The sequence below is a fragment of the Citrobacter youngae genome, from assembly GCF_003818115.1.
Classification (GTDB): Bacteria; Pseudomonadota; Gammaproteobacteria; order Enterobacterales; family Enterobacteriaceae; genus Citrobacter; species Citrobacter youngae.
In genome coordinates, this window is record NZ_RPOI01000049.1 from 1 (window position 1) to 14,914 (window position 14,914).

A 14,914-nucleotide genomic window follows, 5' to 3' on the forward strand; every position below is an offset into this window, starting at 1 on the left:
AACAGATTAAATCCTTTTAAATCAATAGCGTTACACGTGTTACCAGTGTTACACGTTCAGAACAAGAGGTAGGGATCCAAATCCCTTCTTCTGGCGGGCAACAGTATAGGGCACAGAACGATGAAGATGATGAGAATGTACTGCCCCACATGTCAGGCAGTAGCGCGGATAGGTAAAACAAACAGGAAACACCCACAGCTGTACGATGTGTATTGCTATTGCTCTAATGTGGAGTGCGGTCACTCGTTTGTGATGAATGTTGCTTTCTCCCATTCCGTTAGTCCAAGCGCGCTGAATGGGCAGGGGAGGGTTAAAGAGCTAATTGATGCCATTCCACCCGAGGAGCGGGAAAAGGCTTTAAAGTTGCTGCTGGCTGCGCAAAAGAATGGGTAAAGTATGCGTCGGGAATGGCCGATCCGTTCCCGGAACCTGAACACAGGATTTCAGTTTATGCGGACATAAAATTATTATTTTTCATATTGTTATATTTTTCGTGTTTCACGAACCTCCATAAAATTACACACCTAAAATAAATTATCCATTTAATATCATAGTGTTACGTATTCAGACCACAAATGCGACGGACAGTAAAACTGAAAAAAGCTGAATTTCTTTTCATTCTTTTCAGTTCCTGTCTCGCAGAGCATCCCCAGAACGGGCGCGGGCTGGCGGTATCGTTTGTAAAAAATCACAACTGAAAAATTTTAGTGATATGAAAACCGCAGGCGGGTGCGGTGTAGTGCGATTTTTGTCTTTACAAGATTTTTTTATCTTTTGTTCAATTCCAACATGACTTGGGCTGATTGGTTATTAAGGTGCGTAGACTAAGTTTACAGTGTCCATCGCTTTTGACAGCGTCTGGTGAGCGGGTCACCATGATGTCTTTAAAAGGATCATCAGTGCCAGGATTTACCCTCATTTTTGTAGAGATGTTGTGAGAATTTTGTGATGAATCAAATTATTCAATATGTTAGTTAGGAAAGTGTTGACAAAAACCTAGTTAAGCGATTAATTGGTTGTTGCAACGTTTCAAACTAATGTACATTTTCTTAATTGTGATGAGTTAAGTTTTTATGCTTTTTATGAGGAGTTGAAATGAGCTTAAGGATATTGCAGCAAGCTATACAACAACGGAAACCTATTTCATTCGAATATATAAAAGAAGGGAAGGTTAGAGGTGAAAGAATTGGGGATACTCATGCTATTTTTATAATGAGAAGAAAAGATAACACAGAGTCCACAAAAGTACATATTGTTCAAACAGGTGGCGTTACAGATTCCGCACCTAATTTCCCTGAGTTTAGAATGTTTGATCTTTCTGAACTTGATAACATTCGTATCTTAGATGATTTACCAGAGTTTGAAATTAATTCTGGTTATAACCCTTCTTGGACCGGTTATTCTAATGTAATTTCTAAGGTATGATTTATGAGTGTTGATCATTCTTACTTGATTGGATCTGATGGTATAAATAACCTTCAGTTAAATATTTCAGGTTTGGATAGGGAATCTCAAGACATATCTAACTTAAGAGCTAATATTTTTGCTTATTGCTCAAGTACCGCTATGCCAAAGTTCACATGTCAACTTGAGATTGACCACTTAAGGCGTTTGTATCAACATCTTTCACAATATAGTGTTATCCGAGAAAGGACCTCCACTACAGGTAACTTTGTGGAGGTTCGCGGTAATCAGCAAGAGATTATGCAACTACTCGAACATGCTGAAAGTACATCTCTTATTTTAGCATTGCAGCATGTTATAAATAATCGGCTCACAAATGATGATATAAACACTATTCTTGGTAGGAAAGATGCACTTAGTGAATATCAGCGAATGTATGATAACGCTGATAATCATATTGAAACCGAGTGGCAAAGGTTCTTTGAAAGAAATGAATGGATTTTTGGCTACGGACTTAGATACAAATATCTAAGTATTTTACAGAGAGAAGCACATATATCTCATACGGACTTAAATGGTTCGAATGATGTTATCGCTGATTTCTTAATTACAGATTCACGATTTACTAAAATTATTGAGTTAAAAACGCCTCAAACGAATCTTTTTGTTAACAGACAAAATAGAGCAGATTCTTGGCGATTATCTAACGAGCTTACTGATGCTGTTAGCCAAATTTTAGCTCAGAAAGCAAATTGGGAAGTGGAAAGTCAACGTGATAATTATACGGCTGAAGGTAATCTCATAAATGAAAGAACATGTGATCCTGAATGTATTTTAATTATAGGAACGTTGGGTGATATTTCTGGTACAGATAGAGAAAAACTAATTAAGAAAAAGACCTTTGAACTTTATCGGAGAAATCTAAAAAACATTGATATTATTTGTTATGATGAGCTGCTAGAACGAGCAAAATTTATCGTGAGAAGTGCAGAGATTATTGAAGAGGCTATTGGTGAAGCGTTAACCGGTAGTTGACTACTTCGAATCTGAGATGAGCCTCTTCAATCCAATTTTTGAGGGGGCACTTTTGGGGGCATGTGAGGTTGTGTTTTTTTAAAAGTCTTTTATTATCATGCAATTGATTTTGTGATTCATTCCTATTATCGGCACCATTTCTCTGTTTCCTCGGACTGATTTTTCCCATTTCCTGTACCAGGCCCAGGCCGTTTGATGTCATCATTATCTCATTGTGCTCAAATATATCTTCTGTATTACCGCTATCCTTCCTCCAGAAAAGGGAGCAGCGACAGCCGCTCCCTTCTGGCATCAGGATTTTGGGAACACCCAAACATGTTTTTCGGGTAACGCCAGGTGGCAATGCTGAGGATCGCGTACTTCGTTGCCGTAGGCGCGGATGACAAAATCATCAGCTACGGTGCGGAACAGGTACTCCCAGCGGTCACCGAGATACATGCTGGTGAGCAACGGGAGAGCCAACTGGTTTTCGCCTGGCCCGTCGGCCAGCGCCACACGTTCAACGCGGATCACCGCGGTGCCCTCATGGCCAACCTGAACGCCGTCGCCCGCCTGACCCCACAGGACCCAGTCGCGTCCTTCAATACGTGCTTTGCCGTCACGCACGTCAGTGACTTTGCCATGCAGACGGTTGTTGCTGCCCATAAACTCAGCGGTGAACAGCGTTTTTGGGGAACCATACATCTCTTGCGGCGTACCCTGCTGTTCAATTTTGCCGTTGTTGAGCAACAAAATGCGGTCAGAAATCGACATCGCTTCTCCCTGGTCATGCGTCACCATTAGCGCGGACAACCCGAGATTAATAATCAGCTCACGCAGGAATACGCGCGCTTCTTCCCGCAGTTTTGCATCAAGGTTGGATAATGGCTCATCGAGCAGGATCACGGGTGGGTTATAAACCAGCGCCCGGCCAATCGCTACGCGCTGTTGCTGGCCGCCAGAAAGTTGATGCGGATGGCGCTTACCCAGATGTCCCAGGCCCAGTTGATCCAACACACCCTGTACCCGCTGGTTGATCTCTGCGGTGGAGACTTTGCGCAACTTCAGCGGGTAGGCCACATTCTCAAATACGGTTTTATGCGGCCACAAGGCATAGGACTGGAATACCAGCCCCAGATTACGCTCTTCGGCGGGGATTTCGCTGCGCGGGGTGCCGTCGTAGACCTTGTTGTTGCCGATGGTAATTGACCCTTGTGTCGGTTTTTCCAGCCCGGCCACCGCGCGCAGAAGGGTGGTTTTACCGCTCCCGGACGGCCCGAGTAACGAAACCACTTCGCCCCGTTTGAGGTCCATGGTCACGCCCTTTAGCACCGGATTATCACCGTAGGTTAAGTGCAGGTTCTCGACCGATAATTCAATCATGTAATTTCACTCCAAAACGTAGGGCAATACCCAGGCCCACCACCACCAACAGAATATTGATAAACGAGAGTGCTGCGACGATGTCGATAGCACCTGCCGCCCACAGAGATACCAGCATCGAGCCGATGGTTTCCGTACCCGGCGACAGCAGATAGACGCCCGTGGAATACTCACGCTCAAAGATCAGGAACATCAGCAGCCATGAGCCAATCAGCCCATAACGCGAAAGCGGAATGGTAACGTGGCGGGTAATCTGGCCACGCGTCGCACCGGTGCTGCGTGCCGCTTCCTCCAGCTCTGGCCCCACTTGTAGCAACGTTGAGGAGATGAGGCGCAGGCCGTAGGCCATCCACACCACCGTATACGCCAGCCAGACGCTGAAAATGGTGCTACGCAGCGAGCGCAGCCAGACAATCAGCGTGTCTCGCAACCACTGCGACCACGGCATGCCGGATAACCAGCCGGATTTCAGCGCGTTATCGAGCCACATCGGTAAGAACAGAAACACCCACAAAAACGCCAGACCCGCGAGCAGGCCCGGCACCGCACGGGGCACCAGCACGCTGTAGTCGAGAAAACGCGTGGTGTTATCCGGCTTGCGGTGCATCGCGATACCAATAAACAGATAGCAACCTACCGCCAGTGCGCCGCCTATTACGCCAATCGCCATGGAGTTGACGATGGCCCGCAACAGGTTCGGCTGTTCCCAGATGGTGCGAAAGGTGCTAAGCGACAGCTCATCCCACAGCGAAACGCCTACGCCCCAGTTGGAGATAAACGCACGCAGCACCACGCCCATTAGCGGCACGCCAATGGTGATGGTTAGCCAGAACGCCACCACAGCCCCCGCTATCCAGCGCCATTTACCCAGCGGCAGCGCGCGGGCCTGCGAGGCTTTACCCTTCATGGTGACGAAGCGGTTAGCGGTACGCATCAGGCGACGTTGTAGCATGACCAGTGGGATGGTCAGACAAATCAGCACCACCGCGACCGCCGCCATCAGGTGATACGACGGCGTACCCAGTTTATTGGTCAGTTGGTACAGGTAGGTCGCCAGCACCATGTTGCCTTCCGGATCGCCCAGCACCAGCATCAGACCAAAGACTTCCAGACCGAGGAAAAACAGCAGCACAACGGCGTACAGAATCGAGGGGCGAACCATCGGCAGGCTGACCGAGGTCATCACCTGTAGCGGGGAAGCGCCGGAGATACGCGCGGCTTCCTCCACGTCTGAGCTCACACTGCGCAGCGCTGACGAGATATACAGATAAGCGTGCGGTACGTGTGTCAGGCCAGCAATGACCACGATGCTCGACATGTCGTAGATATTCCACGGCACGAAGCCAATCAGCGATTGTGCCCACAGTGACAGGAAGCCTACCGGCCCTGCGGCCACCACATAGCCAAAACCCAGCACCATCGGTGAAACAAAAATAGGTACAAGGATCAATGGCTCAATTAACCGTCTGCCGGGCAGGTCGGTACGCACCATCAGGAAGGCCAGAATGCCGCCCAGCGGAATGGCGATAATGACCAGACCGAATGCGAGAATAAAGCCGCTTTTCAGCGCTTTATAGAAGTCAGGGTCGGTAAAAATAAAGCCAAAGGATTCAAGGCTCCAGTCCTTTGCCGGCGAGAAAAACGGCGCGGACAAAAAGCTTTGTATCACGATGAACGACAATGGCGTGTAGATAACCAGCGCGGTTAACAGCACGACGATGCCGCGCGGCAAGCTTTGCCACTTTCTGCGTAATGCATTCATAAGCGGAGATCCGGTAACACGAATTCAGGAAGCGAGTACCAGGCGCACCAGTGAACCGTACGCCTGGTTCTGGCTCTTATTTGGCCGCGGCTTCACGCCACTGTTTGATGTAGTCCAGACGTTTTTTCGGTTGCAGGTATTCAAGTAATGACTCATCAACCGGGATCGGCTTCAGCGCGCTACCCAGCATTTGGGTCATTCCGTCGATGTCATTTTTACCTTCGATGTCGTTACGGATAGAGGGAATATCAGCCTGGTTGGCGAGGATGTTTTGCCCTTTTTCAGACAGCACATAGTCCAGCCACAGTTTGGCGGCATTGCTATGTTCAGCCTGCTGGCTGATGAAAGAAACTCGTGACAGCACCAGGGTGTAGTCCTTCGGATAGGAGATGCCCAGTGACGGGTCGTTTTTGGCACGCGCTTCGGCGTAAGAGCCGAGGATATTATAACCAATCAGGTTTTCACCCGATGAAACCCTCTCCATCATCGTACCGGTGGACGATTGCACGGCTAACCCGCCTTTCGCCACGTCGGCCAATGTTTTGAAGTAGTTCGGATCGGCCTTATAATCCAGCACCGATAGCATGAAGCCAACCCCGGATTTTTCGATATCGTAGGTGGTGACTTTGCTTTTGAATTTATCCACCTGGCCTGCAATCAGCTTTGCCAGCGCGGCGTGAGAATCCGGAACCTCGTTCGCCGGGATGAGGCGCTTGTTGTAAATAAACACCACTGGCTCGTAGGTGGTGCCGTAGGCTTTGTTGTGCCAGACCGCCCATTTCGGCAGTTGGTTCTGCTCTGCTGAAACATACTCCATCGCATAATCGGTCGCGAGCTTCATCGCGGTATCCATGGAGGAGCTCCAGATGACGTCACCGCTGCCGCCGCCAGCAGCCTGTTCGCTGATATAACGGTTATACAGCTCGGTGCTGTTCATATCGTTATATTCAACTTTGATGCCCGGATAGGTGGCTTCAAAGCCCTGAATCAGCGGCCCCGCCGCTTTGGTATCCGTTGTGGAGTAAACCACGACTTTGCCTTCTTTGGTGGCGGCATCAACCACCTTTTGGTAGTCAGCCGGATACCCCTGCGGTAGCGCGGACAGGGCAGAAAACGACATGAAAACAGCAGCAGAGATCAGAGAGATGCGGAATGTGTTTGTCATTATTGTTAACCTTCTAGTTACACTTTGGGAACTAAAAGTCAACATAGCGGATGGGAGAGGAGAGACAAGAGGGGAGAGAGAGCCGGCTGGTGGAAATGTGATTGTTGGCGTTGTTTCGGTAATTAACACCATAGAAACCGTGAGCGCGGGGATTTGAGAGAATGGAATGCTCACCGTTGTAGGCCGGATAAGCGAAGCGCCATCCGGCACTATACGGAACACTGCCGGATGGCGCTTCGCTTATCCGGCCTACGGAGTTGTCAGTCAGCCCCCTTCCGATACAACCGCCGCGGATGCCCAATACTCCCATACTGAATCTCAATCACAACAAACCCAATCTCCACGCAGTACTCCAGATACCGACGCCCCGTCGTTTTACTGATCCCCGCCTCCTCGACCACCTGCTCAACCGACCAACTCACTGCCGGATGATCGCTAAAAATCCGCTGCACCCGCGCCAGCGTCGCAGGCTCAATCCCCTTGGTCGACGCCTGCCCCGCAGACTCCCCGGCAGGCAAATTGAACAGCTTATCCAGCGCGTGCTGATCCACCACTTTCACCTGCCGCAGCGTGTGCTCCAGCAGCATAAAGCGCTCCAGCGAGGCCCGCAGACGGTGGGAAAATACGGGTTTTAGCAGGTAGTCAAACGCGCCGCTGCGCATAGCATGGCTGCAGGTTTGCATATCGCTGGCGGCGGTGATGAATATCACCGAGCACTCAAACTGTTTGAGCAGCGGGCTATCAATAAGCTCAACGCCCTGACCGTCCGGCAAATAGTTGTCCAGCAGCAGCAGACGTGGCTGATGAAGGAGGATCAGTTCGCGGGCCTGTTCCAGCGATCCCGCGATTCCCACGATGCGCAGATGGAAGTTTTGCTCAATAAACTCCCGATGCAACTGTGCGAGATGTGGCTCATCCTCAACAATAACAACCTCAAGAGGGCGGATATCAGTCATGGGAAGGTCCTGTCGAAAGAGAAATCTGGAACGGGATGAAAACCGAAAATACGGTACCCTGCGGGATGTTATCGCTTATTTCGATGCTGCCACCGGCCCGACGAACGTAGCCCGCGACCAGGTACAGGCCAATACCATGTTCTGAACCGGTGAGTTCACTGCTGTCAGTGGGTTTACTGGTAAAGCCTTGCTCAAAAATATGCGGCTTCATGGCCTCATCAACGCCACAGCCCCGGTCAGCCACTTCAATCACCAGTTCGTGGTTGCGATCCGATATATACACTTCCACCGGCGCGGTACGTGCTGGCGTTTTCAACGTGGCATCGACAGCGTTGTCCACCAGATTACCAATTACTGACATCAGCTCCGTTTCGCTCAGCCCTTCCGGTAGGCGCGAGAGCTGACAGGCGGGGTCGAAAACCAGCTCAACACCTTTCTCGCGGGCACCGACATATTTCCCCAGCAGCAGGCCGCACAGCGCCGGAGAGACAAACTGCCTGGAGAGGAAATCCAGCACCTGCTGGGCCCCCTCTGACTGTACCTGAATATAACGCAGCGCATCGTCATAGCGCTGCATCTGCAGCAGACCGACGAGCGTCGCCGTCCAGTTGAGCTGCTCGTGGCGCATGATGCGCAGGTTATCGGCATAGCGGGTCACCTGGCTGAGTTGACTGCTGAGCGTATTGATATCGTTCTTATCGCGGAAGCTGAATACCCAACCGCTTTGGGTGCCCGGCTCGACTTCAATAGCCACGCGGTTGACGATGGTTTCCCGTTGATTCAGGACGGTAATATGATCGTGATGGCGGCTGTCATAAGCGGTATTGCCAGGCGCGAAAAATGACGGCGGCAGTTGAATCACCTCATCCAATGGCTTGCCGAGCAGCGCTTGTTCACTCTGGCGAATATTGAGCATCTCCCGGGCGGCACGATTGATGAGGATGAGCTGTTTATCGGCATTGACCGCAAAGACTCCTTCGTACATCGCCTCCAGCAGCGCTTTTTGCTGTAGCACCAACTGGGCGATATCTTTGGGTTCCAGGCCGAACATCTGTTTTTTCAGCGTACGGGTCAGTAACCAGGAAAAAATAAACAGCAGCAGCAGCAGGGCAAGGCCGTACATTCCGGTGCGCCACAGCAGGCGGGCGTTGATATTGGCGATGTAGGAGGTGAGGTAACCGACGGAGACAATGCCGATTACCTGATGATGGCTATCGAAAATAGGTGCTTTACTGCGTAACGAGACACCGATCCCACCTTTACGCACAGTGATAATGGTTTTGCCCTTCAGTACATCAGCATTGTCGCCGCCGATCATCGGCAGGTTAAGGCGCTCCGGGGATTCTGAGTGGTAAAGATGCTGTTCACGCGCATCACCAATCACAATATAGCTGGCGTCGCTTTCGGCGCGCAGCGGCTGAATCAGTTGTGCGATACCGAGAATATCCCGCTGCTGTACTTTTTCTGCCAGACCGGGAATCAGGGCAATTTCGCTGGCCTGTACTCGCGCGCGTTGGCCCAAATCGTGGTGCAACTGACGGTCGATAAAGTGAAACAGCAATACGCCAAGCAGCGCCAGCAGAAGGCAGGAAAAAGCCACCAGCGAGAGGAACAGCTTTACCTGAAAGGGCAATCTGAGTTTCATGTAGTCCGCAGCGGCCAGAGCAGAAAGGGTCATCTGAAAAGCCTATCATGCGAAAATACGAACCGTAATCGAGGGACGACAGAGTTGTGAACTGCCTACATTCTCCGCGAATTTCTGAGGCAATAAACGGTATGTCGACGATGCGATCCAACGGCTGTATCCATTGAAAATGCGCATCGTTGACGGTGATTTTTTTGGATCTTCCGGTCTATGACTCTGGGTGTCCGTCGATCGCGGCTTTCAGATCGCGATACTCTTCGCATTGGGTGCCGCAGATATTCTTAATGGTTGCCAGCTCCGCTTTCGCCAGGTCGGGGCGGCCTTTAACCATCCATGCTTCCCCAAGATATTCGCGCACTTTCGCATAGTGCGGATCAAGGGCAATCGATCGTTGGTAGTAACTTATCCCTTCATCCGTACGCCCTAGCTTGCGTGTCGCGTAGCCTCGATAGTTCCAGGCTTCACGCGTATTGGGCTGCTGTAAGGTATCGAGTAAATTGATGGCATCCTGATAATGGCCGGTTTTCGCCAGGTGATACGCATACTGCGTTTTATCCTGATCGTCGATCATGCTGCTTTTTTCGGGCAAACATTTTTGGGTTTTGTTGTCGTAAACCTGACCCTTCGGGCATGTTGGTGTGGTGGTATCGTCATTTCCCATGGCGCTGGCTGCAGCGGAGTAGAGCAGCCCGCCTGAGATCAGGCAAATCAACGGCAGTATTTTCGTCATGGCGTGCATCTTCATGGTCCTGTCCTCTCGGTATGAGTGAAGATTCTTGCATGCTGTAAACCGCGCAGCCCATGCTTTATTCATTATCGATGCCTATAAATTGACCTGCCGTTTATTTTTAATACACCGCTTTATTAGCAAAGAAGGAGTAGCCGCTAACGCGGCTGTTGCTGGGTCGCACAGTGAATACCGCCGCCACCGGCCGCGATACCGTCGATATTCAATTGAATAATCTCACGCCCGGTAAATTGCTCCTGCAAAATATCGCGCGTGTTACGGTCCGTGCGTTTATCGCCAAACTCCGGCGCAATGACCGCATCATTACACAGATAGAAATTGATATAACCGGCGGCAAAATCACTGTTCGCATAGCTCTGGCGAATAGTTGATGGTCCTTCCAGCGTGATCACGTTCAGGTGCCGTCCTTTTGCATCTGTGGCTGTGCGTAAGATTTCCAGATGTCGCCGGGTTACAGCGTAGTCAAACGATGTAGGGTCCTGCTCAAGACCCGCTACCACCGTACCCGGATGTGTGAATCTGGCGTAAAAGTCCGTATGGCCGTCGGTAATATCCTTTCCGGCAATACCTGGTAGCCAGATGATCTTATCCAGTCCCAGCAGGCGCTTTAATTCGGCTTCACATTCAACTTTACTGACGCCCGGGTTGCGGTTGGGATTGAGAACACAACTTTCGGTAATAATGGCTGTCCCTTCGCCGTCTACCTCTATCCCGCCACCTTCAAGGATCAAGGTTGAGCGGATAAATTCAGCTTTAGCATAATCTGTGACAAATTCAGCCACTTCGGCATCGCGATCGTGTTCCTGCTTCTCGCCCCAGCCGTTGAAGTTAAATCCAACGCCACCGGGCATGCCGTGGGGGCTTTTCACAAATACTGGTCCGGTATCGCGGATCCACAGATCGTCAATTGGATGAACCAGCAGGTTAACTGATGGCCCACATAGTTTTGCCGCGAGCGCGTGGTCTTCTTCGCGCACCAGCATATTCACGGGTTCAAAGGCGGCAATGGTGTTCGCGACCAGCGCCAGATTTTTCCGTACCACGGGAAGCAGGTGAGGTTCCCAGATAGCCACACTGGCACCAAACGCCATCCAGGTGGCAGCATGAGGTGCTCCTTCATCCGGCATCTGCCAGCGGCGGCTCTCTGCTGCGCGGGCAATCTGGCTTAAACTGATACCCGTCATGCTGGCGAGTAGCATACTCGTTGACGTCACCAGGCTCTGCCTGACAAATGAACGTCTTGTTATCATGGGATTAACCTTTGCGTATATTTATCTGATATTGGATGAATAAAATAATAATAGATAATTAATGTTCTGCGTATTTTAAATATTGAATAATAAATAAATTGATTGCGGGTAAGTTTCATGCGGAATATAGCACAGGAGATATTCGTTGCAATCTCTTAGTTTTATATTATGAGTGAAATTGACTACTATTAAAATTTCTCAACTATATATTTATATATAATTTATATTTATCAGCATGAACATGTGTCACGCCGTTGGCTCTGAAGCCTCGTCTGACGGGCCTTGTCGCGGATTGTGATCTGGCCGGTTGTTCTGTTGTATTTATTAATGCCATGAACCGTGTGGACTATAGTAAAGATGGCCGTTATTTCTCATCATTAATAACCGTGAGTGGGGGATGTGCATGAAGAAGATACTGATGCTGGTCGGAGATTATGTCGAAGATTATGAAACGATGGTGCCTTTTCAGGCTTTGCAAATGCTTGGGCATCGTGTGGATGCCGTCTGTCCGGATAAAAGTCAGGGTGACTACGTTCAGACCGCCATTCACGATTTTGATGGGGCGCAGACCTACAGTGAGAAACCCGGGCATCGCTTCACCTTGAATGCGAATTTCTCTGATGCGCGCGAGGCGGATTATGATGCCTTGTTGATCCCTGGCGGGCGGGCGCCGGAGTATTTACGTCTGAATCCGGATGTCATTCAACTGGTACAAGACTTTAACTCTGCGGGTAAACCTATCGCCGCGGTGTGTCATGGCCCGCAACTGCTGGCGGCAGCCGGAGTGTTAGAAAACCGGACCTGCAGCGCGTATCCAGCGTGTGCGCCAGAAGTTCGGTTGAGCGGTGGGCATTATGCCGATATCGGGATTGACCAGGCGCACGTCGACGGTAATCTGATTACCGCGCCGGCATGGCCTGCTCATCCTGCCTGGTTGGCTAAATTTGTTGAAGTATTAATGAAGTAACGGGTACCGGCTTTGCAGGTCGGTATAACCCATCCGGCTATACCGACTGCAAAAAATTACCGTTGCATGAGTGCGAATACTCCCCAGCCGAGATATTCCCGGGTGAAGGTGACATGGCGTCCCGGTGACGTCCTCAGTTGCTCTCTGACTTCCTGCGCAAAGTCATCATTTGGGTTCGCCTCCAGCCATCGACGCATCGTCAACCACTTAGCGGCTTCGTATCGATCCCAGCCTTCCTGGTCTGCCAGCACCATTTCAACCAGGTCGTAGCCCAGTTTGTCGAAAAACGAAACGAGGTCGGCAAGGGAAAGAAAGTCGGCCACCGAGCCGGCTCCGCATGCCTGGGCAATATCTTCTGCGGCGGGCATTTGACGCCAGTACGGTTCACCGATCACGATGATTCCGCCAGGTTTGAGGCTCTTTGCCAGCAGCGTGATTGTCCCGGCGACACCGCCTGCAATCCACGTTGCGCCGACGCAGGCAGCGATATCGCATTTTTCATCCGCGACATAACCTGCTGCATCGTTATGGATAAAGCTCACGCGATCGGTGACGCCCAACTGTTCCGCGCGTTGTCTGGCTTGTGCGCTAAACAGTTGGCTCATATCAATACCGATCCCCGTAATGCCATGGTCGCGTGCCCAGGTGCAGAGCATCTCACCGGAACCACTGCCCAGATCCAGAACACGGGTTCCTGGCGTCATACGTAGCGCCTGACCTAATGTGGCATATTTTTGCGCGGTGAACGGATTATGAATGCGATGAGCGCTTTCGCTGATCGTAAAAATCTTGGGAATATCCATCACTCTCTCCTTAGCGATTATCTAACTGGGCGCGAACATTGTTTAATCCGGTGGTGTTGATGCGGTAGGGCTGACCATTGACGGATTTGATCAACTTTTTGGTTCTGAGCTTTTTAAACACCTCAAGCGTGCAGTCGCAGAGCAGCAATCCTTCACGGCTATAACATTCAACGGATGTGACGCGGCCAGCGCTGTCGCGGACGTGCGCAATGCGGCCACCTTTGGCGAGAACGTGTAAGGTACGTTGTTCCTGACGGGATAAATTCATACTGGGAAACCTGTTTAATCATCATGTGCAAAACGTGCAAACACACAGCGGTGTCCGCATTCGATTTCAGCGCATTGATAACCAGTCCGGCCTGATAAGGTCGGCAAACTGATTATCTGATGATGACATTCTCCAGCATCAAAGCCTCGGGTTGAGTTGAAAGGTATTTACACGGTGTATGATAGCGGTGGAATGTTGGATGGGAATCTTGCGCCAGTAAAAGTGTGACCTGCAACGGAAAAATGGCCTGGAAGGACATCCCGTCGCATCGAATAGCTTTAAATTGTTGTAATGTTATTAACATATTAAATCATTAAAATATTTTATAGTTAAGTGGCTTTAGAAAATATGAATTTGAGTTATTCTGCACTCTTCGTTCTTATATTACACGCTAATATATTAGCCTGATTTAAGCGTGTCGGGATTGATTGTTTTATTTATGATAAGCAGTATTTATTATAGCTATCGCAGGATGATGTTCTGTAAATTATTTCTGTTTAAGAATTCTCTCTATGGTGAGAAATGTGTATACTTGTTTCTGCAAGAGACTCTTCTGTTATCATTAAAATTATAAATATGTCCTTTACACCCGTATTTCCTCTACTCTGTATCTCTTCTCAGGGTAGAGGTTTTTTTACCTGTAATTCATCGGGTAGTACCTATTAATAATAATTTAACACCGTGCCAGGTGTTATTATGGCTACTATGACTAATGATGCCGGATATCATGGTTTTATAATAGTACCGCGGCGTTTCTATTCCGTAATGAATTGTTCAGCTATCCCTCTGTTTACCAGGGTATAGTATAGTGGCGCTTATAATTGTCTGTTTTTCAGCGTGATATGTTTTTCTTGTCGTTGGGATAAATGTGACCTTGCTCATGGATTTTAATGCACTAAATGGCTATTTCTAGAGAAGTGCAAACGGTTGCACGTAGCTGTAATGGTATTCGTTCATTAAAAAAATATAGCGATGGTTTGCCTTGTGTCTTTATAGGATATGGAGACTTAAATGATTTCCATTATCTCTTGGGTAGACGGAAACTGTTATGGCTTCTGTTAGCTTAACACCATGTAAAATAGTCGTAAAAACAAGCAGGGAATATGATGTGATCATCAAAAAGGCGATTTTTGATTACAAGCATAACGATCGGTTTTTTATCTTCCTTAATATAAATCGTTGTCAGAACACTCATGAGATCAGTGGTCTGGGATGAGCGCTGATTTTATTTGACACTTCAGATGTATCCCTCTCGCGCTGCATGCAGGTATCTCCTCGCAGTACCCCATGAATGAAACATTAAAGGATGTCCCACAATGGATATTGTTGAACGCTTTATTAACTACACCAAAATCAATACCACAACCTCACGGGAAAATGGCGCAAATGGCATCATGCCGTCTTCCCCAGGCCAAATGGTGCTGGCAAAACTGCTCGCAGCAGAGCTTGAAGTATTAGGGATGCAAAACATTGAAGTCAGGGATACGGCGATTGTAACGGCAACATTACCTGGAAATACTGACGATAATATTCCTGTCGTTTCCTTTTT

Annotated in this window: 13 protein-coding genes and 1 pseudogene; 5 read left to right on the top strand and 9 right to left on the bottom strand. The window is 49.2% G+C overall.

What is annotated here, in order from left to right; translation table 11 throughout:
• Positions 1 to 120 precede the first annotated feature (120 nt).
• The 3 genes from EHN13_RS23815 (at position 121) to EHN13_RS23825 (ending at position 2,439) form a co-directional block, all read left to right on the top strand.
• Positions 121 to 393: an Ogr/Delta-like zinc finger protein gene (locus EHN13_RS23815; RefSeq protein ID WP_000783295.1), complete on the top strand. Its 273-nt coding sequence runs from the start codon at positions 121 to 123 to the stop codon at positions 391 to 393.
• A 702-nt stretch (positions 394 to 1,095) separates the two neighbouring features.
• A complete protein-coding gene (locus tag EHN13_RS23820; protein WP_071886698.1) occupies positions 1,096 to 1,425 on the top strand; it encodes a hypothetical protein in 330 nt (109 codons plus the stop codon).
• A gap of 3 nt (positions 1,426 to 1,428) precedes the next feature.
• Entirely contained in the window at positions 1,429 to 2,439 is a 1,011-nt protein-coding gene (locus tag EHN13_RS23825) for a Shedu immune nuclease family protein (RefSeq protein WP_062740435.1), read from the top strand.
• A gap of 291 nt (positions 2,440 to 2,730) precedes the next feature.
• On the opposite strand, the gene EHN13_RS23830 is transcribed toward EHN13_RS23825, so the two are convergent.
• The 7 genes from EHN13_RS23830 to EHN13_RS23860 all read right to left on the bottom strand — a co-directional run bounded on the left by EHN13_RS23830 (position 2,731) and on the right by EHN13_RS23860 (position 11,327).
• On the bottom strand, positions 2,731 to 3,801 hold the full coding sequence (locus EHN13_RS23830; protein WP_101742737.1) for an ABC transporter ATP-binding protein: 1,071 nt from the start codon (positions 3,799 to 3,801) through the stop codon (positions 2,731 to 2,733).
• Positions 3,794 to 5,563 (bottom strand): ABC transporter permease, encoded by a 1,770-nt coding sequence (locus tag EHN13_RS23835; protein WP_005133551.1) that lies wholly within the window; start codon positions 5,561 to 5,563, stop codon positions 3,794 to 3,796. Before EHN13_RS23835 ends, EHN13_RS23830 begins: the two co-directional genes overlap by 8 nt.
• Positions 5,564 to 5,639: 76 nt before the next feature.
• The gene (locus tag EHN13_RS23840) at positions 5,640 to 6,728 is read right to left on the bottom strand and encodes an ABC transporter substrate-binding protein (protein WP_061067354.1); all 1,089 of its coding nucleotides are present in this window, start codon (positions 6,726 to 6,728) and stop codon (positions 5,640 to 5,642) included.
• A gap of 260 nt (positions 6,729 to 6,988) precedes the next feature.
• A complete protein-coding gene (locus tag EHN13_RS23845) occupies positions 6,989 to 7,684 on the bottom strand; it encodes a response regulator (RefSeq protein ID WP_124022182.1) in 696 nt (231 codons plus the stop codon).
• Positions 7,677 to 9,329, bottom strand: coding sequence for an ATP-binding protein (locus EHN13_RS23850; RefSeq protein ID WP_101742741.1), 1,653 nt, complete (start codon positions 9,327 to 9,329; stop codon positions 7,677 to 7,679). Before EHN13_RS23850 ends, EHN13_RS23845 begins: the two co-directional genes overlap by 8 nt.
• A 208-nt stretch (positions 9,330 to 9,537) precedes the next feature.
• Entirely contained in the window at positions 9,538 to 10,068 is a 531-nt protein-coding gene (locus EHN13_RS23855) for a tetratricopeptide repeat protein (protein ID WP_370528846.1), read from the bottom strand.
• Positions 10,069 to 10,214: 146 nt separating this feature from the next.
• Positions 10,215 to 11,327, bottom strand: a complete 1,113-nt coding sequence (locus EHN13_RS23860; RefSeq protein WP_116360922.1) for an agmatine deiminase family protein — start codon at positions 11,325 to 11,327, stop codon at positions 10,215 to 10,217.
• Positions 11,328 to 11,724: 397 nt separating this feature from the next.
• On the opposite strand from EHN13_RS23860, the gene EHN13_RS23865 reads away from it, so the two are divergent.
• A complete protein-coding gene (locus tag EHN13_RS23865) occupies positions 11,725 to 12,294 on the top strand; it encodes a DJ-1/PfpI family protein (protein ID WP_048212523.1) in 570 nt (189 codons plus the stop codon).
• Between the two features lie 56 nt (positions 12,295 to 12,350).
• On the opposite strand, the gene EHN13_RS23870 is transcribed toward EHN13_RS23865, so the two are convergent.
• Positions 12,351 to 13,097, bottom strand: a complete 747-nt coding sequence (locus tag EHN13_RS23870; RefSeq protein ID WP_061067359.1) for an SAM-dependent methyltransferase — start codon at positions 13,095 to 13,097, stop codon at positions 12,351 to 12,353.
• Positions 13,098 to 13,107: 10 nt separating this feature from the next.
• Entirely contained in the window at positions 13,108 to 13,365 is a 258-nt protein-coding gene (locus EHN13_RS23875; RefSeq protein WP_048212521.1) for a YjhX family toxin, read from the bottom strand.
• 1,316 nt (positions 13,366 to 14,681) lie between these two features.
• Between EHN13_RS23875 and EHN13_RS23880 the strand changes: the two are divergent.
• Positions 14,682 to 14,914, top strand: a pseudogene (locus EHN13_RS23880) (peptidase T); the annotation flags it as partial.